This window comes from Streptomyces sp. ITFR-21 (assembly GCF_031844685.1).
In the GTDB taxonomy this organism is placed as follows: domain Bacteria; phylum Actinomycetota; class Actinomycetes; order Streptomycetales; family Streptomycetaceae; genus Actinacidiphila.
Genome location: NZ_CP134607.1, coordinates 1 through 20,733, shown reverse-complemented (window position 1 = coordinate 20,733; position 20,733 = coordinate 1). Strand labels below are relative to the sequence as shown.

The window sequence follows — 20,733 nt, the reverse complement described above, 5'->3', positions numbered from 1 at the left end:
GCCGTGCCGTGATCCCGCCCCACGGGACGGTCCGAGAAGTCTTCGGGCCGTCCCTTCCGTCTGCCGGGACCTGATGCCGGCCGCGCTGTTCTGCCCTGCCCATACCGGGTGTGGTGACTGGGTGACAGCAGCGATAGCGCGGATTTCACCGGGGATGCGCCGGTACTACTTGAAGAGCGTGGCAGTGGGCGACGGCGGCCGGGACCGCAAGGTGCCGCTCCCGGTCGGCCAGGAGCTGGCTGGGGTGCCGGCGGGGGAGTGGACTGGCCGTGGGGCGCCGCTGCTGGGTCTGTCGGGTGAGGTGACGGAGGCGGAGATGGAGGCGCTGTTCGGGCAGGGCCTGCACCCGCACCCGGAACTGCTGGCCCCCGGCGTCCCGGCCGGGAAGGTTCCGGCGGTGCGGTTGGGGCGGAAGTTCATCCGGCCAACGTACGTCGACGTCGACAACCAGGACGACGACCAGGACGACGACCAGGAGCCGGAAGCGGTGGTGCCGGACGAAGATGGCAAGACGCGGTCGGCGCGTCGGCGGAAGATGAAGCGGGGGCCGGTCGCCGCGTTCGATCTGGTGCCGCGGCCGCCGGCGTCGGTGTCGCTGCTGCGGGCGCTGGGGGACGATGCGACCGTCGCCGTGATCGACGCCAGCCACGATGTCGCGGTCGCGGACGTGCTGGCGTGGCTGGAGGACGAAGCGATCGTCGTGTACTCCGGGCCGGGTGGCATCCGGTGGGAGCGTCCGGTGGGCGGTCTGGTCGTCGCGCGGTTCCGGCACCACGACTCCCGGCACCGGATGCCGCTGCTGCACGACCACCTGGTGGTGTCGGTGAAGGTGCTGCGCGCCGACGGCAAGTGGGGCCATCTGGACTCGCGGCGTCTGTACGCGCACGTGGTGGCGGCCGGCGCCCTGTACAACCAGCGGGTGCTGGAGGAGGTCTGCGACCGGCTCGGGCTGGCGACCGAGCCGCGCACGCCCACGCCGGGGCGGCGGCCGGTGATGGAGATCGCGGGGGTTCCGCCGGAGCTGATCGACTGGACGTCCACCCGGCAGCGCGACACTGCCGTACTGCTGGAGCAGGCGGAGGCGGACTACATCGCCGACCACGGGTACCCGCCCACGGCGCGGGTGCGCAGCCGGCTGATGAAGCGGGCCGCGGACGACAGCCGCCCGGCGAAGAAGACGCCGCTGCCGCTTGCCGAGCTGCGCCGTCGCTGGCGGGCCGACGCGATCCGCCGCTTCGGGGCCGAGCTGGTCGACGGGCTGCTCGAGCTGTGCCGCCGCGCCGCGGCCGCCATCCGCGCTGCCTGGCCCGCTCCGGCCGATCCCGGAGCGGTTGTTGTCGACGACGTCGACGTGGACTTGGCGGCCGTTGACGTCGCCGCGACCGTCTACACCCACCGCGAGCACTTCCGCCGCCGGCACCTCCTGGCGGAAGCCCGCCGCCATCTCGCCCGCGAGTTGCGGGGCCGCCGCGCCGCCCCCGGCCTGGAGAGCCGGATCGTGGACGCGGCGATCGGGGCGCACTGCGTCGACGTCACCGCGCCCCAGCTGCCGGGCCGTCGGCCGCGCCCGCCCGGGCACACCTTCTACACCGCCAGCTGGCACCCGCCATTGTCCGCCGGGCGAGACCGCTTCGAGCTGGCGGAGGATGCCGTGCCGCAGCTGAGCGTCCACGCCCGGGCGGTGGCCACCAGCATCAGCCTGCAGGCCCTTGTGCGGGCCTCCAGGACCCCGGCCAGACCCGCCCAACCGGCCCCCACCGCACGCGCGGGCCGGCCGTCGCCGACTGACCAGGCGACCGCCGCGGCGCTGTACGAGCAGCTGCAGTTCGCCGATCCGGCCGACGCGGAGGACGACGGCCAGGAGGACCAGGAGCAGCAGTTGGTGCTCTCACCGGAGCGGCTGGCCCGGCTCGAGGAACTGCGGCGCCGGATCGGCGAACTCGCCCGCGGGACACCGAAGCACAAGCCGAGCGAGCACCGCGACCAGGCCGCGACACCGCCGCGCCGACCCGGCTACCGGGGGCGCGGCTGAACCGCAGGGGCACTGGAGGCGTTGGTCAGGGGCGTTCGGCGGCGTACTGGCTGCCGATGGTCCACCAGCTGCCGAGGTCGGTGCCCGGCGGGAGGGGCTGACCGAACAGGCCGGCCGCGTGGGCAACCGCGTCCCGGGTGACGTAGCGGTCAGCGTCGCAGTCCTGGAGGTGGCGGCGGATCCGGTCGTCGTCCCAGCCCAGCATCTGGAAGAAAGCACCGTTGGTGCCCGCCATCATCTGCGTGTAGGCGTGGGCGTCGGTCATGGCGTAGGAGGACAGGCGAGCCCACTCGCACAGGTTGTGGGGGAGCCGCTGTCCGAGCGCGATCACCTCGTTGAGGTGCTTGATAGCCCACCGGGCCAGGTCGGCTTGAGTGCCTGTTTTCGATCCAGGCATGGGCATCTTCCGAAGCCCAGAAATCGAACGCGTGAAACTTCGACCGCCTGGTCGCCGCGAGGGTCGGCGTAACTGTGGCTGTCGGCGCCCTTGAGTGGTTCGCAGTTTCGGCGGGCGGCGGCCAAGTGTGCGGGGCACGACTGGCGGTAATTGCGGTGCCGTGTGGAGGCCGACGCTAACCTTGTGACCAGTCGTAATCGACATACTGCGAAGGGGGACGCGGGATGCTCACGGAGGCGTTGGCGGCGCTGGCTGCGGCCGGTGGGACTGCAGTGGTCCAAGCGGCGGGTACCGATGGGTGGGCGGAGATCCGACAGGCCGTGGCGCGCCTTCTGGCTCGGGGGAATCCTGAGCGTGAACTGGTCGAGCTGCAGCAGATGGACCGAACTGCCACCGTACTCGCGGCAGCGCCCGAACAAGCGGCAGTCACTCGGCAGGAGGCCCTGTGGCAAAGCCACTTCGAGGCGCTTTTAGAGAGCTTGGAGGGTACTGAGCGTGCCCAGGCGGTCGCCGGACTCCAAGCGCTTACCGAGCGTTACTCCGCCCAGGGCCGACCGGACCAAGGCACAGTCGTAGGTAATACCTTTCACGGCCCCACCGCAATCCATACCGGAGACCACGGCGTTCAGCACAACAACTTCGGCCCGAGCGTATGACCGCCCAGAGGCCGGACCGAGCCGGCAACGAGGGAGAGGATCGGGCCGAGTTCAATGGCCCCACCGCAATCCATACCGGTGACCACGGCGTTCAGCACAACAACTTCACCGTGGGGGGAGGCTCGTGGCTCAGGGATCTGCCGTGGGGCAAGATCGGCATCACGGTAAAGAACACCCTTGTGTCCCTCGCCGTGACGGCCGCGGTGGTCTTCGGTGTGCTCTGGCAAGATCACCATGATCACCAGATCCACCAGCGAAAGGCCCAGGAAAGCACCAGAACCGCCTCGATACACAACGCCTGCCACCGCGCGCACCAGGCACAAACCCAGAACATCGAGAGCAACGCGAGTACGGACAGCCTGAGCGCTCATATAGGTCAGTACAGGGCCTACGCACAGCAGCTCGGCGAGGCCGCAACTGCAAGCAGCGACCCCGCGCTCGCCAAGCTCCTCAAGGCCGACTCAGCCGACAACTACAACTTCGCCGACGCCTTGGAACGCCAAGACCCGAGCGGCAAAGAACGTTACTCACTTCAATCGGGCAGCGATCTCAGGGCCTGGACGGACTACTGCCTCCACAATGACCCCTCCCCCCTTCTGTAAGTGCCTGACTCCGTTGCCGATCGCCCCCATCTCGGCCGCGAGGTGGGGTGAGTACGAGACAGTCCGACGCCCGTGGTGGGACAATGGGACCGGTTGGGATTTCGGCGGGGTATTGGTCAATACGGCGGCCGCCGTATTGAAGATGATCAGTCGCGTTGGGCTTCGCGGGAGGTCGGCTGTCCGGTTCTGCGGGACTGCCGTTGAGTGATTCGCCTGGTCATGAGGGTGATCGCGGCCCAGGTGATCAACGACTCCGAGTGCTGGATGAGCCGTTCGTAGTCGCGGGCGTGCCGGCGGGCGTGCATGACCCAGGCGTGCGAGCGCTCCACGACCCAGCGCCGGGGCAGGACGACGAACCCGGGAGTGTTCTTCGGGCGGCTGACAGTCTTGATCGTCAGGTTCAGGTAGGTCTTCGCCCAGGTCACGAGCTGTCCGGCATAGGCCGAGTCGGCCCAGACGATAGTGATCTCGGGGTGCATCAGCCGCAGCCGGAAGAGGACTTCCTTGGCCGCGTTGCGGTCGGTCACGTCGGCCGGGGTGACCATGACGAACAGCGGCAGGCCCTTGGTGTCCACGACCAGGTGCCGCTTGCGGCCATTGATCTTCTTCCCCGCGTCGTAGCCGCGGGAGTCCTTGCCGACGGTGTCGGCGGCCTTGATCGACTGGGAGTCGATGACGGTGGCCACCGCTCCGGGGGCCCGGCCCATCTCGCGGCGGATGCGCTTGCGGAGCTGGTCACGGATCTGCCCGATGACACCGGCGGCTGCCCAGCGGGCCATGAAGCCGTAGCAGGTCCGCCAGGGCGGGAAGTCCTTGGGCAGGGCCCGCCATTTGCATCCGGTGTCCACGACGTAGCGGATGGCGTCCACGATCTCGCGGCGCGGGTGCTTCTCCGGCCGCCCGCCGGTGGGGGTGTCGCAGGCCGGGACCGGCAGTAGCGGTTCGATCAGGGCCCACTCGTCATCCCAGGTATCCGAGGGGTAGCAGCGCTTGCGCGGCATCGGCTTGCCTCCCCTTTCGCGACGGGGTGGGCCCGGCCTCTTCGCGGCCGGGCCCACCGGTCAGGCGCTGGTGTAGTCGGCGATGACGTCGAGGGTGGATTCCACCGAACTGAGCTGGGTGTTCAGGTGCTTGATCCATCGGCCCTTGGGCTGGAGGGCCGCGTGCGGGGCGACGGTGCCGGTGATGAACCGGCGGATCTCGGTGAGCTTGCCGCGGATGACCGCGACCTCGTATGCCTGGAGCTGGTCGGGGTCGGCGCAGAACTGGTAGCCGTCTTTCAGGGTCCAGATCAGCGGCGGCCAGTTGCGTTCGGTGATGGTGTCCCGCAGGCAGGCAAGGCCAGATCGGGTCTGGCTGGGTGACAGCTCGCTGGATCTGACCAGTTGGGGGAAGGTCAGACCGGCCGGCCGTGCCTCGAACAGCACGAAGCGGACGGTGTCGGCGTGTCGCTGGGCGGCCGGCGATCTGCGCTCGGAGGCGCGCGGCACGGTTACTCGCCTTGCAGGAGTCGGGCCAGCTCGCCGTCGACGTCGACCTTGCCGGTGTCCACCGCGGTCTCGATCCAGTCCAGGGTTGCGCGGACTCGGGCGACGTTCTCGTGGACGATGACGCGTTCGTCATCGCCGAGCTGCCGGTCGCGCATGCCGGGGACGACCCGGCCGGCCGCGGCGACGAACGCGTGGCAGGCGGTGATCAGGTCCAGGAATTCCACCGACCGGTCGATGTTCTTCACCGCCGGCGCGACGGGGCTGGTGTCCTCGAAGTGCTCGCGGGCCTGTCGGCCGCGTTCGACCTGGGCGTGGTTGACCTGGTGACGGGCGGTGTCGTCCGACATCGCCTTGAACGCGACGTCCGGGCGCCGGAGCAGGCCGGTGGTGACCTCGGCCGCCACGGTCTCGTCGCGGGTGAGTTCCTCGACGGCGCGGACCTTGTCCGCCGGGGCGACCTGGGCGACGACGGCCGGGCGCCGCAGGAAGTCCGGGGCGACCGCGGCCGCGACCTGGTCCTCGCGGGTCAGCTCGGTCACTGCCCGGACCTTGTCCTCGTGCCTGACCTGCGCGACCACCGACGGGCGCCGCAGCAGGTCGCCCGTGACGGCCGCGGCGACGTCCTCGTCCTTCGCCAGCGTGTGGATCGCGCTGATCTTCTCCTGCGGGGTGACCGGCTTGGCGACCTGGCGTCCGACCCGCCGGCTGGCCTCGTCCGGTGTCCACCGGGCCTTGCCCTCGGGCGGGGTGTGGATCGCGGCGAACCGCTCGTCCGGGTCGGAGATGCCGGCCAGCGTCCTGTGGATCGTGAACGACACCCCCGCCGCCCGGTGCTCGGCCGGCCACTTCGACGCCGCCCAGCGTGCGCCCTCCACCGTGCGGTAGGAGACGCCGATGTCCTCGGCCAGGCGGTGCAGGGAGTCCCTGACCGTGAACAGCTCGTCGGCCGGGGCCGATCCGCCGCGGCCCCGCATCGGTTCGACCTCCAGGGCGGCGTCGCCGATCGCGAACTGGATGACGGTGGCGGTCTCCACCAGCTTCCGCAGCTCGGCCACGATCTGCGCGTACCGGCTCGCGCTGACACTGCCGACCTTGTCGTCGGCGACTTCGGTCTCTTCGGGCATGGCATCCACCACCTACCGCGGAGCCGGGGCGCGGCCCCGCGGCCGTGACAAGACCCGGCCCGCTTCTCCCACCGAGCGTCAGACCGCAAATACGAAGATCACAACGAACGACCGCAGATGACCGACTTCTGACCGAAGAGGCGATTCAGGCGCGTTCGCGATGCGGTCACTGTGACCGTTCACCGAACGATTCCTTTCGCGCCCGCCAGGCCCGCGTCACACACCGCCGCGAGCAGTAGACCGCATTCGAACGGCGATCCACCCCGACGACCCACGTCGCCCCGCACTCCGGGCACTCAGCCCGCCCGGCCCCGCTCAACTCCGCCGCCACACGCTTCCGAAACCGCTGGTCCTGCCGCCACTTCCGGCCGCGACAGGCCGACGAACAGAACCTCGCCCAAGCCTGAGCCTCCAACGACAACCGCCTCCCGCAGCCCTCACAGAACCGCTCAGCGACTTCCCCGGCGCCATCCGACATCAACCCAGCCTAGGACGCAAAGCTACCCAAATCCGAGGTTCAGACACAGGCTCTGAGCGACCAGGAGCACTGGCGGCACCACCTTGCCATCTCCCACCGAGCTGGTCAGGGCGCGGGAAGCCTCGCGGACGGGCGGGAGCTGCTCGCGGACCTGGCGCAGCGCCTGCGCGTGTGAGCCCCCGAACGTCTCCTGGTAGCGGCGGGCGTCGTTGTGGCGTGCGTGAGAGGACATGGTGAACCTTCCGGTTCCGGTGCCGCCGCCGTGATCTGCGACTGTGGCCGGGCAGGCCACGTCGGCGTGCTGCGATGCCGCGGAGCAGCTGGGGCCTACTTCCCGCCTCACGGCGTGCGGGTGTGCTTCAGCCGGGGCACCGTCGCAGCGCTTCGAGCGGCACCGCCCTGACCAACGAGACGAGACCGGGCCGGTCACGTCACTCTGCAGTTGGTCTGGACGCGCCGCGGCGCCGGGGGAAGGGTGGGCAGATGAGCGATGAGGACAGCATGGAACGACCGGACGCGGGTGCGCTGAGCGCGATGTACCTGGAGACGCTGCGCCTGCGTATGGAGTCGGACAAGTTCGGCGCCCTGGCCGATGCGCTGAAGGGGATGAAGAAGGCCTCGGAGGCCGGCTTCGACGGGACGGGCTACGAAGTCAACGAAGAGCTGTTCACCGACGAAGTGCGCCGCGAGTTCGCGACGGTCCTGGCGATGGCGGCCACCGGGCGTACGGACGACCGGGTCGTGGAGGTCGTGGAGGGTGACCCCAGCGTGGGCTGGGCTGTGGTGACGGCGGAGGTCGCCGACGATCCGGTGAAGCTGGCAGAGGTCCGCGAGCAGCTGCTGCGCATGGTCGATGAGGGCGAACTCCCGGAGTGACATCGGCCGCCGGAGCAGGCCGCTTACGTGGGGCGACGGCGCGTCCGGGGAGATGGAAAGTCTCGATCGACCGGCGGCTGGCTGCTCTGCCGTCCATCCTGGGCGCATGACGTCCAGCGCCCCCGCCCCGGCACCCGCGCAGCTATCGATTACTGCGGTGACGCGGCGCGACATCTTCGACTACCTGCGCGGGATATCGAGGCCCTGGTGGGGGAAGCTAGACGAGGTCACGTTCCTGGAAGGCCTCTACGACCTGGACCGACCTCCGTCCCTGAATGGCCGGCTCCCGACTGTCCGCGCCGACATCCAGCAGCACCGGTTCAACAACCCCGACCTGGACGACGACTGGATCTTCGAGGACCCTCGGCTGGAGCTGCGCGACGGGCCGGACAAGGTGCTGCTCGACTTCCTGGCACGAACCGTCCATCCCGAGGTCGCAGCCGACGTAGGGGAGGCGATGAAGCAGGTCGAGGAGCTGAACCGGCTGCTGGCACCAGACGGGTGGAGCCTGCGTCCCCACGACTCCCTCTCTGGCCGCCCCATCTACACAGCGGTCCGAATACCGCCCACGGGCCCGTTGGTCCCACTGCCGCTGAACGACGACGACGCGGGCAAGCTCGACCTGGTCCTCGGCCAGACCTACAGCCTCCTGGACTGCACCGGCGAGGAGACCGCACGCGACCTGCTGCGCACCGCTGTCCTGACGCTGCGCCGCGACGGCGGCTTCTTCCACCCCATGCCCGATGACAACTGGACGGCGGACACCTACGAGGCGGTCCTGACTTTGGAGCGCGAGCTCCAGCCCACCTGCACCCCGGAGGTGAAGGAGGTGATCTGGCGGACACTGGAGACCCTGCTCAGCCAGCTCGGGCGCACCGACGTCCGGGGCCTCGTGGTCGAAGGCGACACCCGGCCGCTGCCCAACATCTCGCCGGACTGGCGAACCCAGGGCGCGGCGCCCGCTACGCCCATCATTCGCGGTCTGCGCCTCCCCTTCTCCACCACCGAGTTCGACGTCACCCGCAGGGACTTCGCCGACCTGGAGATCCGCAGCTCGCAGGACAGCAGCGGGTTCCACTACCTCTACGACACCCGCGCACGCCGGATGATCACCGACTTCGTCCTCGACGACCGGCCCCGGGTGGCCACCTTGTGCAGCGTCACCATCATCAAGAAGGGCGACACCTTCACGCCGAGGATCAAGCTGTGGAAGAAGGACAAGAGGAAGCCGGGGGAGGTCTCCGCCGAGCAGACGGTGCCCGACACCGGGATCACCCGAGCCGTCAAGGCGATCGTCGATACCGGGGACGTCCACGAGAACTTCTGGAAGGTCATCAACTTCCTCCAGGGCTGCGCCGGGCTGAACACACCCGGCGACTCCCTCCAGCTCGTGGCCACAGACGAGGCCCAGCTGACCCAACTGCTGACCGGCCATGACCGGACGACGGTCCTCGGGGCGGTCCGGACCGCGATCGGCGGTGGCCTCACCGAGGAGGACATCCGGCTGATCAGCAACCGCAAGGAACAGCTCCAGAGGTTCGAGCAGCTGCTTAACGATCCGGACTACTTCCAGCAGGAGGAGAGCCGGGCAACGACACGCGGGGCGGAAGCGGTCTGGCAGGCATTCTTCGAGGCGAACCAGTGGATCTTCGGCTACGGGCTCAACCTCATCGCCTGCGAATCCATCGACGACGGCAAACTGGAACGCATCACCGCTGGCGCCAACATTTTCGGCGGAGCCGGAAAACGCATCGACGCCATCATGCGGTCCAAGGGCCTGATCAGCAGCATGCTCTTCTGCGAGATCAAGACCCACGACACGGAGCTGCTCGCCAAGGCCCCGTACCGCCGGGGCGTTTTCCAGGCGTCGAAAGAACTAGGCGGCGGCGTGGCGCAGGTGCAGAAGACCGTCTCCAGGGCCCTGCAGCTCATCTCCCACGAGTTCCTCTTCCGGATGCGCGACGAGGACGGCGCCCTGACCGGTGTCGAACTGTCCACCACAAGGCCCCGGCAGGTCTTGGTGATCGGGAGCCTGCGCGAGTTCACCGACAACGGCGCCGTGAACTCAGAGAAGATCAGTTCCTTCGAGCTGTACCGGACATCGATCCAGGACGTCGAGATCATCACGTTCGACGAGCTCTACCAGCGGGCGTGCTTCATCGTTGAAGACCGGTAAGGCGCTTCGTGCCGTCCCGCTCCGCGGCGCATTGCGGGCACCTTCGGTCCGAGACCGGCCGTCACCTTGCCCGCGAGCTGCGCGGCCGCCGCGCCGGTGCCGGCCTTGGACAATCGGATCGCCACATCGCAGCGGCCGCTGGGATCCGTCTACACCGGCGCCTGGTAACGAGCCCACAGCCATGACTGACGGCATCGGTGCAGACCGCAACTTAGTCAGACCCCTCAGTTGTGGTCCTCGGGTTGGTCTGCTTCCTCGGCACCATCGTCAGGTTCCTGCTCATCTTGTGACTCTGCCTGCTTCGCCTCGGAAGGGAAGGAGTAGCCGGCGAGTTTGTCCTTTGCCATGGTCCCGAAAGCCTGTTCCACTGCCGTCTTGCCGATCCCGAGGTCGGCGATGACGGACTTGGGTAGGGAGCCGATGGCCGACTGCGCGAGCTTCACGCTCGGCATGATGCTGGCGATGTCGAGCGTGGATTTCGGCATGCTCCCGAAGACCTGCTCGGCCGCTGTCTTGCCGATCCCGAGGTCGGCGATGACGGACTTGGGTAGGGAGCCGATGGCCGACTGCGCGAGCTTCACGCTCGGCATGATGCTGGCGATGTCGAGCGTGGATTTCGGCATGCTCCCGAAGACCTGCTCGGCCGCTGTCTTGCCGATCCCGATGCTTGAGATGTCAATGGACTTCGGCAGCGGGCCGAACAGCGACTGCGCACTGCCGAGCTTGAGGTTGGTGGCCGCCACCTGCTCCATGAGCGTGTTGACGTGCTTAGCGCCCGCGATCTGCGCGATGGTTGCGGTCGGCTTGGCCGCCATCTGCTGAGCGATGTAGGCGGCAGCACCGGAAGATCGCGTAGTAAGGGCATCCAAGGCGCGCTGGGCAGCCTCAGCCGTCGTGGCTTTCAGCCTCCGCAGGACTTCCATGCACTGCTGATCACCCGTGTCGGGCAGTGAGGGCTGATCCTGCGTGAGCAGGGTCGGAGTCTGGTCCTCCTCCCCGGCGGAAAAAAGGATCTTCGTCTCCCACACACACGCGATGTATTCGGCATCGTCGCTGTCGCCGTCCACGGCCCCGTACAGCAGCCACCGGGCCTTGGCGGTGTACCAGATCTCACCTTCGATTTCATGGCCGGTGACCCCACTGAGGCCAAGCAGTTCAGTCTCAGGCGCCGCCACCCAGGCGCGCCATCTCACCGCGCTGTCGGTACCGCCCAGGCCCACGAACCCTGTCGCTGCATCCAAGACCTCCACCGCTGTTTGTGCCACCTGTGACCGAATGGCGATCGACCTCAGCAGCCGGTCAGCCGCAGCTTCCGCTTCCGCACCGGAGACCTCTTTGGTGAACTCAGCGACGACGTCATCGAAGTCAGTGAGTCGCGTGAGCCGGTCCTCCATGCCCGCAACGTCCTCGTTCATCGGATACGGGTAGTGCGACCCGTCGCCGAAGTCGCTGCTGTTGTTGGTGACGAAGTAGACGTGCTCGTCAGGGTTGGCTCGCAGGTATTCGAGGACGGAAAACCAGATAGCCGCATCGCGAGAGCCGATCGAAAACTCATCCTTGCCGCGCTGGACCCGCTTGGCCGGCGGAAGAGCCATGGCTTCGCGCTGCAGAGCCTTCTGCGCGGCTTCACCGCTGGTCTCGATGACCTCGAAGATCTCCCTGTAGAGCTGCCGCCAGTGCTCGAGGAGACGCTCCACGTCCAGCGGTTCCAGATTGCTCTGCACCTTCCAGGGGAGCACCTCCTGCAACTTATGCAGGACCGCTTCGACGGACTGGTACCTGGCTGGATAGAAGAACGCCTGATGGGCAGCCATCTCTTCCAACACCATCCAGGGCACGACCACTCGGTGGTGGCCCGATCCCCGCAGCTTGCGGAGGATGTCGGCTCTCGGCCCGTCGGTCGGGAGAAGATTCACGGCATTCGTATCGAAGATGATCAACTGTGTGCCTCCATGTCCAACGGCATCATCCCTCCGAGGCGGGCCGGCGGTCGCCAGCTTTACGTCGATGCCTTTCGCAACGTTCACCGGATCCGGTGGATCCGCGGTGCGCCGAGCGCGGCCAGCCGGTCGGCCCCGTTACGCTCACGAACGTGGGACAGACCCCGGCACAGAAGACCGCCAAGGCCGCCCGGGCCGTACAGCCGAAGAAACGCACCGGCAAACAGTGGCGAGAGGCCGGGCGCACTACCGCCAGCAAGAAGAAAGCAGGCGGTCGCAGCGCGGTCACCACAGCCAAGCAGCCAGGGAAGGCACCCGTGCCGCGGGGCACGATCCGGGCACAGTTCGGCGGGACGTGCCCGGCCTGCATGCGCGAGTACGGCCGGGGTGAGCTGATCCGGAAAGTCGGGCTGGGCTGGGGGCATCCGAAGTGCGCTCCCAGCAGTGCCGAGTTGGAGTTCGCCCGGAACAAGGCGCGCATCGAGGCTGGAGAGACCTTTCGCTCCCGCAAGCCTTCGGACTGGAGGATGGGCGCCTCCCCTTCGAACACCAAGCCGGCCCGCTGAGGTCGCCACAGCTGTGGCGAGGCCGGACCCACGTCCGTGTCTAGGGCAGGCGCTGCCACAGACCAAACTGCATGCCGAGCGTCCTCTCGGCTTCCCCTACCGCGTCCGCCACCGCTGTGTCGGCGAGCAGAGGCGCGAAAGCGTGTCCAGCCTGGATCAGACAGCGGGTGGAGTCGATCAGATGAGCGTAGGTGTCGGTCACGGCCGTGGTCGACAGCTGGCCGGTGTCGGGCACCAGATACGCCATGGCGCCGGTGTAGCTGGGGTGGGCGTTGCTGGAGGTCAGTTTGTACGGCACGTACAGCTGGGGCCCGCCGTCGTAAAGCTGGCACATATGTTTGAAGTTCTCGAAATCCTCCGCGAGCCGGCCCTTCTTCGGCGGGGGTGATCCGGACGGCACCTCCAGACCGGCCGGGACCGGCCACTTGGTGTCCACGACCTCCTTGATCAGGGCATGCATCTGGCGGTGCTGAGCGTCCTCGACTGCGGCGGCAGCCGGCTCTCCGCCCTCCACAAGCCATTGCAGGGCGAGCGTGTGCTGCAGGATCAAGCGCGCGTTGGCCGCGCACTCATGGCGCAGCCCGTGGTGGTGTGCCAGCGCGATCAGCTGGCTGTTGCGGACGACCGCGGCGAACCAGCCGTAGGCGATGGGAAAGACGCGCGGTGACACCCCCGGAGCTATGAGCACTCCATCCGCGCTGACCATGGTGTCCAACGCGGTGACCATCACCTTGATCGCCTCGGAGGCGCGCTCTGCGGTCTGCGTGTCGTCCGCGAACTCGTCAGTGGGGGAGGGGCTTTCGACTGTCATGGATGCGGATCATTGCAGCAAAACGGCGCCCTTGAAACTGGGGGACCCTGCCAAGGCGACATCTCCGTCGACGACGGCCTGAGGACGACGCCCCGGTGTGACTGCGAGAAGCGTTTTGCGAGGAAGTCCCTTCTTGGGCCCGCGCGAAATTCCGGCTGCGCCGCGCGGTGGTCCCGCGGGGAGCGCGGTCCTGGCACGGCCAGGCCACCACTACAGCGCTGCCGGACGGCCTCCAGCTCCCGGCCTTGGACGACGGCTGACGGCACCGGGCGCGGCTACGCCGCACTGCGCAGCGGCCGGTCGGGCCGGCACAGCGGGCATGGTGCGGCGTCGGGCCGCTCGAGGGCGGCGCGGGCCTGCTCGGTGCTCGCCGGGCGGGCGAGGTCGCGGGCGGCGCGGCAGTCGCCGCGGTGCACGATGCGGGCAGGTCCCCGCTCCGGACCGAAGTAGACCTTCTCTTCGACCTTCCAGGCCGGGGTGACCCCGGGTCGTTCGGTGGGGATCTGGTCGTAAGGCTGGCCGTCGATCGGCTCGCACAGGGCGGCGGGGGCGCGGAAGTCCACGGCGGCCGGGAGAGCCAGGAGCCGGCCCCGCTCGCTGCTCTGGTGGGGCACGTGGATCTGCAGGTCGTACCACCAGCCGTCCGGCTCCCGGATCCGGGACTTCACCACGGCGAACAGGTGCTGCCCGTCCGGCAGGGTCACGTCGACCAGCGGCCCGTCTGCCTTCGGCAGCGCAGCCGGCTGCCCCACGCCGTGCTCCTGCTCCTGGTCGTCGCTCACCCCTCCAACCTAGTTCGATTCCCCGTTCGATTCCACGGTGGAACGGCGCGTTCCCACGGACCCATCGCGCGTTCCACGAACATCACTACCGCAGGTCACAGCCGTGGAACGGTGGAAAGCGGTGACCCGGGCACGCAGGTGGGCAACCGCCCCAGCTGCTCACCTGCGTGCACTCGAACCGCCCGAATCGGTGGGGAACGGTGGGGAACGGTGGGTATGGGCGGGGAATTGGGCAATCGCGGCGCGAAGGAACAGTGCGGCGTATCGGTTACCGGCGGGCGCCCGGCCGCCGGCGGGCGCGGCGGCCGCGGCGGCCGCCGTGCTGGAGCTCCCGCAGCGCCGCGCGGATCTGGGGTGCGGTCGGTGCGGGGCGGCCGTGCGCGGCCAGGCCGTCCAGCAGGTTGTCCACCAGTCGCGCCAGGTGGTCGATCCTCGGGTTGCGCCTCATGGCCGTCTCCTTTGGCCGGGTAGCGGGAGCCGGTTGCGCCCCCGCCCATAGGCCGCCCGTGGCAACCGGCGGCGTTTCCCGGCGGCAGTGAACAAATTTGAGGCTGGCGTGACTGGTGTGACTTTCGGGCGGACCTCGCGCTGCGGGCTTCCACGGCAGGCCACCCCTTGTCCGACCCCTTGACCACGCCGCGCCGTGGGCGGCCGGCGCCCGCGTTTGTCCTGGACCGCTGGGGTTGCGGGGTGGGTACAGGTCGCGGACAAGGGGTGCGCGTGCAGGCTGCGGCGGCCCGACGGTGGTGGCCGCCGGCGGGCCGGAAGGGAGTCGCGGTGGTGGACACGGTGACGGGTGCGTGGCGGTGGTCGGCGGGGCTGGCGCGGGGTGCAGGCTGGGGAGACCCGCGCAGCGGCACGGAAGTGCACTGCTGCGGCGCGGCAAAGTACGGGGGAGCGGCGCGGGCCGGGGTTCGGGCAGGTCAGCGGGCTGGGTCAAGTGCACGGGGGTCGGGTCGAACGGCACGGCGGGCACCGGCTGGCGGCCGGCGGCGGCGGTTGTGTGCGCGGTCGGCCGGTCTCGGGAGCAGGTGCGCGGGGTCGACTACCGCCGGTTCCTCATGGGTGTCCCCAAGCCAGCACCCGCGAGTGCACCCGACCCCTTCACGCCCGGACGGATCGTTGCCCCTGGTCAGGCCCCTTGCCCCGAGGTCACCGGTGATGCCGACAACCCCTCTGCCCTCCACCCTCCTTGGCCGCACCGATGAAAAGGAGACGGCGCGGCTGGGGCGGGTGGAAGGGCGCGAGGGGTCCAGGCGCGGATGTGGCCTCCGGCGGGCCCTGGCCGGGCCGCTGGCCGCCGCTGATGCGTCGGCCGACCAAGGGGGCGCCGCCGGGCTGTCGGCGGCTCGGGCGACCATGGACAGCCTCCACAGCACAACGGCGCAGGGGAGGCGCAAGTGGCGGACACGGCAGGCCCGGTGACCAAGCCGGGGGAGAACAAGGCGCGGCGGCCGCGGTCGACGGTGCGCGACCAGGAGGACGTGCTGCGGGTGCTGGGTGTGCTGAAGGTGGCGACCGCGACGCAGATCATGGAGCTGGTCCGCCCGCACCTGTCCGACAACAAGGCGATCCGCAACGCCCTGTTGGTGCTCCAGGCCCAGGGCAAGGTGCTCTCGGAGGGCAGCACGGCGGGCCCGGCGGGGAAGTTCGGTGCGCCGGACCGCCGCGGTGAGCCGTCACAGAAGCTGTGGGGCCTGACCCCGGTCGGCCTGGACTCCGCAGCCACCCACCTCAAGCGCGAGCCGGACGTGATGGGCGGCCGCGCGCGGGGAGCGGGCACCGGGGGCGCTCCGCACGCGATGGCGGTGAACGCCACGATCGTGGCGTTCACCCGGGGCGGCAGGTCGCCGGGCGTCCCGGCCGGGATCGGCAGCGTCACCTCCTGGCGCACCGAGGTCCCGCACCCGCTGTCGTCCTCGGGCAAGCGCAACGTCCGCGCCGACGCGGTGTTCCAGGACAAGGACGCCGGGCTGCCGCTGCTGATGGTGGAGGTCGACCGCTACACCGAGCCCGCGCACGTCCTGGCGGACAAGGTCGGCGCCTACGCCGACTTCTACGCCCGCCGCGTCCGCGACCCGGCACTGCCCTCGAGCACAGGCCGCGGCACGATCCGCGGCGAGATGAACACGGTGCCGTTCTGGACCACGCTCTACCCCCGCACCGGCCTGCCCGGACTGCCGCCGCTGGCGATCGTGCTCACCGGGGCCGGCCCCACCGCGCTGACCAACCGCATGCGCACCGTGGCCGACCTGTCCCGCGAGCACTGGACCGGGCAGAAACACGCCGACCAGGGCTACGGGCTGCACGGCTACGCATCGACCATCGACGAAGACTTCTACCTCGACTTCACCAGCAAGGTCCCGCTGGTGATGACGACCCTGGACCGCCTCCAGGAGCACGGGCCCATGGGGCCGGTGTGGTTCCGCGTCGCGCAGGAACGCGGCGGCGAGCCCGAACCGCTGCTCCAGGCGCTCACCGACACCCACACAGCCGCCGAGTACCGCCAGCGCCGCAAGCAGGGTGAGCGCGCCGCCGAAGCCGAGCAACAGCGCCGTGAGGCAGCCGAGCAGAAGCGGCTGGATGAGGAGTGGGCGCGCTCGGAGTGGTTCGACAAGCGGGAGAAGAAGATGAAGAAGCTCGCCCGCCTGTGGGACGACGCCGCCACCGGAGACGAGCGGTGAACCTCGGGCCCGCGCATGTCGGCCTGGTGACAGTGGCGGGGGCCGGATGTGTCACTGCCGCGACAGTGCCGCTGAGCTGCTCGCTCCAGCCTTCGCGTCCGCTCGGGGGAGGTCCTGGAGCGTAGCGGGGGCGTCAAGGGCTGTCCAGGTCTGCGACAGGTTGTCCCTTACGGCTGAACCTTGCGGATTGCAGTTCCACCTTGCGAAGGGGCTTGCGAGCGTTGGCGTGACCTTGCGAATCGTGTGACGTCGGCTCCGTCGTGGTGGTCGAACAGCGCGAAGTAGGCCGTGGGTCACCGAAGATGCAAGTCGGGTTGACCATCCGCTGGGCCAGTCGCAGAACACGACCTTCATCTCGCTGGTCACGACCGCCAACGGATGCAGACTCCAGCCGCACCGGACCGGCTGACCGGATGGGCAGGCTGTTGTCTCTGGTACGGGGTTGCTGATGCCAGGGGCAGCTGCGCATCCTTGGCGGGAGCGGGCCGCCATTCGGATGTCGCTGTTGTCATGGGTTTCGGGTGAGACGGGGTCGTGGTGGGGAGTTCACGTGTGTGGGGGTTGGCCCTGGTCAGATTTGTGCTGTGCGTGGGGCTGGGCACGCTCACCAGCCCGTGGTGGCTCGGTGACGGCTGGGCCCGAGGGGTTCGTGCCTCGCTGCTTCCGGCGGTGGGCATCACGGCTTTTCTGGTACTTGCGGAGTGGCATGACCGTCGCAGGCGAGAGCGGACCAGTGATCGGCACGTAGCCTGACGCCGAACATGCAAAGTAGCTCTGCGCAGCCGCAGCGGCCGACCGTGCGCACAGACTTTCACCTCGCTGGTCACAACCGCCGACGGGCGCAGGCTTCAGCCGCATCGGACACAGGTAACCCGGTCCGACGATACGACCGGGACACCCCGTCAGGGCCGCTGTACGGGCCTGTGGCCGCCTGGTGACAGCAGCGCGGGCCGGTTGGTCAGCCCGCGTCAGCGAGGCAGCCACAGCCGCTCACAAGGGCCGGGCCCGGACCCCTCGAGGGAGTCCGGGCCCGGCCCTTCGCCGCGCGGTCCTACCAGCGCATGCCCAGCTCGGTCAGCTCCTGGCGTCGCTCCGCGCTCAACTTGTCCGCCCTACGCCGGGCGTTGTCGACGAACAGCCCGATCTTGTGTTCGACGCCGTCCACGACTTCCACAGCCTTCCTGGACGGCTGCAGGTGGCCCTCACGGGCGTGGAACTGCCGGGCCGCCGCCATGTTCGCGTTCCACTTGTCCGCCTGCGTACGGGGTGCCGGCGGCCGCTCAGACGCCTCTGCCGGGGACAGGTGCAGCATGTTCTCCAGCATCCAGACCTGCGCGGGCAGCAGCTGGTCCCAGTCCAGGCGCTGCGCCTGCACCCACGCGCCCAAGTCCTCGCCCTGCACCGTGGCCTCGCCCGGCCCGGGCAGCGGGGCGCCGACCTCGATCAAGTTGCGGCACAGCTTGTAGCAGCGCTGCCAGGTCACCGGCCACGCCGGGCACCACGATGGGTCGATGGCCTCCAGGGCGTCCCTGCGTTCCTCGGTCAGCGCACCCGTGGTGGAGCCGAGCGGCAGCCCCTGCTCGCGCCGCGCCTCGATCTCCGCCAGCCGCCGACCGGCAGTCCGCAAATTTTTCAGCCATACCCCCACCGGATGGCCGTTGAAGACCGCTGTCGTGGGGGCCAGCAGGTGACCATGTTCCGCCGCCCACCCCTGCGCTGCTGACAGCCCCTCCTGGAAAGCGACGTCCCAGTGCGACCACACCATTTGCAACTCTTCGAGTTCCTTGACCCGCGAAGGCTTCATCTCACCCGCATTGAAGAACCTCCGCTGATCGGCAATCCACGTCCCCAGCGGAAAGTCAGCGGGCTGCCAGTCCTCCGGAGTGGTGAAGCTGTACGGGACTTTCAGATCCCCGTTCTCTTTCACGTACCGGGTCGCGGCCTGGATTCCCTGACGCCAGTACGTGTTTTCCGGCTGGAGAATCCGGAGTTTCATGAACAGCGCCAGCACGGCAGGATCACGCGGGGTGGAGAAGGAAAGCAGGCTCTTTGCGGGAGCCGACGTTCCGCGCTCCTCACCCCGGCCCGCCGCGTCACGCTCCGCCGCCGACGGCTTCCGACTCCGGGTGTTCGACTGCTGCTCCGCCAGAGCCTCCACGGTGTCCGCGTCATGACTACGGAGAGCAGCCAAAATCCGGGCCAACGACTCATACCCCTTGGACGTCAGCATGGCGTCCGGGTCCTCGCCCTTGCCCAAGAAAACTGGCACCACCAAGGACGCGACCTTGCCCTCTCCGGGTTTCATCCGAAGCGCCCGGCCGACGATCTGGAGGATGTCGACCGCGGACCCGCGCACGTCCCCGAAGAACACAGAGTCACAACCTGGCGTGTCCACGCCCTCACCAAGGACTCGAACACTGCTCAGCAGCCGCAGCCGCATCGGGACCAGGTCGCCGTCGACGCGCTCGCCGACCGGGTCCGCGAACGTGGCCAGCGTCGCCCGCCGGCGCTTGGGGCTGTGTTCACCGCACAACCAGTCCGACCACACCCGATCCGGCTCCGGGTAGGTCTCGGGGTCGTCCTCCCACAGCCTCTGCGCCACGGCCGGCACCCCGGCCGCCATCGCCTCCGCCTCGCTGGTCCGGTAGTGGAAGCTGAGCATCCTGCGAAGTCCCCGCTCCGCAGAGGTCTTCACCGCGGCGGTCTGCAGCGCCGCGAGACGGGAGCCACGCACGTTGTCCGAGCGGGCCTCGATCCCGAGCAGCGCGGCCGCCTGGAGCTCCGGGTCGGTCACGTCCACGCACACCACCTGCCACGCCGCGACCAAGCCCAAATTGCGGGCCTGCGAGAGCGTCAACTTGTACGCCACACTGCCGAACAGCCCGTCCGGGTCGTCTTCCATGCTCGCGACCAGCACCGGCGCACCGCTGCCGCCCTCCTCGGCCTCCGGCGCCTCCCACACACGCGGGGTGGCCGTCATGTAGAGCCTGCGGTCGGCCGGGATGCGGGTGTTGTCGTGGATCGCAGCCCAGGGCTTACTGCCCCTGCCGCTGACCCGGTGGGCCTCGTCCACCACCACCAGCGACCAAGGCGAAAGGCCCGCCTCATGCGCCCGCTGGAGCGTCCCCAGACCCACGCTGGCGTACGTGGCGAACACCGTGACGGTCTCCAGGCCCTTGGTCCACGCCACCAGCTCGTCCACGTCCGTCGTGCACGCCGCGAGCCCCTGCGCCTCATCCGCCCGCAGCGAGCAGATCCCGTAGAACGGCCCCGTACGCCCGCCGGCCCGCCACGCGGCCGCCATCTGCGTCAGCAGATCCAGAGTCGGCACCAGGACCAATACCCGACCTGCCCGCAATTTCCGTGCGGTCAGTACCGCCATAAAGGTTTTTCCCGATCCGGTCGCCGCAATGACCTGCGTGCGTAGACCCTGCGCGGGCATTTCCTGACCCGGCTGCAATTCGAGTTTCCGCACCGCTGCATCGGACGCCTCGATCTGATGCGGAAGCGGGTCCATCTCCACGACCGTGTTTTCCGCTTCTGCTGTGACTACTGCCACCATGGTTTGACGCTCCCCCATCCCGGGACGATGCGCGGCCCCCGGCGGGTGTGCTCCGGGGGTGGTGTCTGAGTCCAGAGGCTAGCGCACTTGCCAAGATGACGCACCACCGATCCGCCCCCACGACCGGAACTGTCCGGAACTGACCCCCACCCCACGCACACCCGATCACCCCCCACCCACCCCTGCTCGAACCCGACCACCCCAGCCACCACCGCCCCCACACCCCGGCCCCGTCCCCGCCCGGGGCCGGCCAACCGTGCCCACCCCTCCCCTCCTAGCCAGCCTGCTTGTTGCCCGCCCCGTACGGGCCGCGCCGAACGGCTGTTCCCGCACCGGTTGCGGGGCGCAACGCGCACCGCCAGGACCCGAGCGGAGCGAGGGGCCAAGGCCCGCCAGGAGGCGGGCGGAGCCCGCCGCATGGCGGGCCGTCAACCCTGGAGCGAAGCGGAGGGGTTGGCCCGGCTACGCCGGGCAGACCGCGCGGAGCGCGGTCACGCAGAGCGAAGCGAGGCGTCTCGCTTGCACATCGCGCAGCGATGTGGTACCCGCTCCGCGGG

General features: G+C 69.2%; 16 protein-coding genes. 6 read left to right on the top strand and 10 right to left on the bottom strand.

Annotated elements, in window-relative coordinates:
- Window positions 1-121: 121 nt before the first annotated feature.
- A complete protein-coding gene (mobF, locus tag RLT57_RS32305; RefSeq protein ID WP_311301241.1) occupies window positions 122-2,032 on the top strand; it encodes a MobF family relaxase in 1,911 nt (636 codons plus the stop codon).
- 25 nt (window positions 2,033-2,057) lie between these two features.
- On the opposite strand, the gene RLT57_RS32300 is transcribed toward mobF, so the two are convergent.
- Window positions 2,058-2,429, bottom strand: a complete 372-nt coding sequence (locus RLT57_RS32300; RefSeq protein ID WP_311301240.1) for a hypothetical protein — start codon at window positions 2,427-2,429, stop codon at window positions 2,058-2,060.
- Window positions 2,430-3,081: 652 nt separating this feature from the next.
- Between RLT57_RS32300 and RLT57_RS32295 the strand changes: the two genes are divergently transcribed.
- Entirely contained in the window at window positions 3,082-3,687 is a 606-nt protein-coding gene (locus RLT57_RS32295) for a hypothetical protein (RefSeq protein ID WP_311301239.1), read from the top strand.
- Window positions 3,688-3,833: 146 nt separating this feature from the next.
- On the opposite strand, the gene RLT57_RS32290 is transcribed toward RLT57_RS32295, so the two are convergent.
- From RLT57_RS32290 to RLT57_RS32275, 4 genes are all read right to left on the bottom strand, one after another.
- Window positions 3,834-4,688 (bottom strand): IS5 family transposase, encoded by an 855-nt coding sequence (locus tag RLT57_RS32290; RefSeq protein WP_311301238.1) that lies wholly within the window; start codon window positions 4,686-4,688, stop codon window positions 3,834-3,836.
- A gap of 60 nt (window positions 4,689-4,748) precedes the next feature.
- A complete protein-coding gene (locus RLT57_RS32285; protein WP_311301237.1) occupies window positions 4,749-5,177 on the bottom strand; it encodes a RacP protein in 429 nt (142 codons plus the stop codon).
- Between the two features lie 2 nt (window positions 5,178-5,179).
- Complete coding sequence (locus RLT57_RS32280; protein WP_311301236.1) at window positions 5,180-6,301, bottom strand: DUF6192 family protein; 1,122 nt, start codon at window positions 6,299-6,301, stop codon at window positions 5,180-5,182.
- A gap of 500 nt (window positions 6,302-6,801) precedes the next feature.
- Window positions 6,802-7,011, bottom strand: coding sequence for a hypothetical protein (locus tag RLT57_RS32275; RefSeq protein ID WP_311301235.1), 210 nt, complete (start codon window positions 7,009-7,011; stop codon window positions 6,802-6,804).
- A gap of 251 nt (window positions 7,012-7,262) precedes the next feature.
- Here RLT57_RS32275 and RLT57_RS32270 point away from each other — a divergent pair, with 251 nt between their 5' ends.
- Together RLT57_RS32270 and RLT57_RS32265 are read left to right on the top strand one after the other, a co-directional pair.
- Window positions 7,263-7,655: a hypothetical protein gene (locus tag RLT57_RS32270; RefSeq protein ID WP_311301234.1), complete on the top strand. Its 393-nt coding sequence runs from the start codon at window positions 7,263-7,265 to the stop codon at window positions 7,653-7,655.
- Between the two features lie 106 nt (window positions 7,656-7,761).
- The gene (locus RLT57_RS32265) at window positions 7,762-9,831 is read left to right on the top strand and encodes a Shedu anti-phage system protein SduA domain-containing protein (protein ID WP_311301233.1); all 2,070 of its coding nucleotides are present in this window, start codon (window positions 7,762-7,764) and stop codon (window positions 9,829-9,831) included.
- Window positions 9,832-10,055: 224 nt separating this feature from the next.
- Here RLT57_RS32265 and RLT57_RS32260 read toward each other — a convergent pair whose 3' ends face one another.
- Complete coding sequence (locus RLT57_RS32260) at window positions 10,056-11,771, bottom strand: PIN domain-containing protein (RefSeq protein ID WP_311301232.1); 1,716 nt, start codon at window positions 11,769-11,771, stop codon at window positions 10,056-10,058.
- 152 nt (window positions 11,772-11,923) lie between these two features.
- Between RLT57_RS32260 and RLT57_RS32255 the strand changes: the two genes are divergently transcribed.
- Window positions 11,924-12,337: a hypothetical protein gene (locus RLT57_RS32255; protein WP_311301231.1), complete on the top strand. Its 414-nt coding sequence runs from the start codon at window positions 11,924-11,926 to the stop codon at window positions 12,335-12,337.
- A 40-nt stretch (window positions 12,338-12,377) separates the two neighbouring features.
- Here RLT57_RS32255 and RLT57_RS32250 read toward each other — a convergent pair whose 3' ends face one another.
- The 3 genes from RLT57_RS32250 to RLT57_RS32240 form a co-directional block, all read right to left on the bottom strand.
- Window positions 12,378-13,148 (bottom strand): hypothetical protein, encoded by a 771-nt coding sequence (locus RLT57_RS32250; RefSeq protein WP_311301230.1) that lies wholly within the window; start codon window positions 13,146-13,148, stop codon window positions 12,378-12,380.
- Between the two features lie 275 nt (window positions 13,149-13,423).
- Complete coding sequence (locus tag RLT57_RS32245; RefSeq protein ID WP_311301229.1) at window positions 13,424-13,930, bottom strand: DUF6233 domain-containing protein; 507 nt, start codon at window positions 13,928-13,930, stop codon at window positions 13,424-13,426.
- 268 nt (window positions 13,931-14,198) lie between these two features.
- Window positions 14,199-14,378, bottom strand: a complete 180-nt coding sequence (locus tag RLT57_RS32240; RefSeq protein ID WP_311301228.1) for a hypothetical protein — start codon at window positions 14,376-14,378, stop codon at window positions 14,199-14,201.
- 952 nt (window positions 14,379-15,330) lie between these two features.
- Here RLT57_RS32240 and RLT57_RS32235 point away from each other — a divergent pair.
- A complete protein-coding gene (locus RLT57_RS32235; RefSeq protein WP_311301227.1) occupies window positions 15,331-16,614 on the top strand; it encodes a replication-relaxation family protein in 1,284 nt (427 codons plus the stop codon).
- Between the two features lie 1,051 nt (window positions 16,615-17,665).
- Here the strand turns inward: RLT57_RS32235 and RLT57_RS32230 are convergent.
- Entirely contained in the window at window positions 17,666-20,176 is a 2,511-nt protein-coding gene (locus tag RLT57_RS32230) for a DEAD/DEAH box helicase (RefSeq protein ID WP_311301226.1), read from the bottom strand.
- Window positions 20,177-20,733 lie beyond the last annotated feature (557 nt).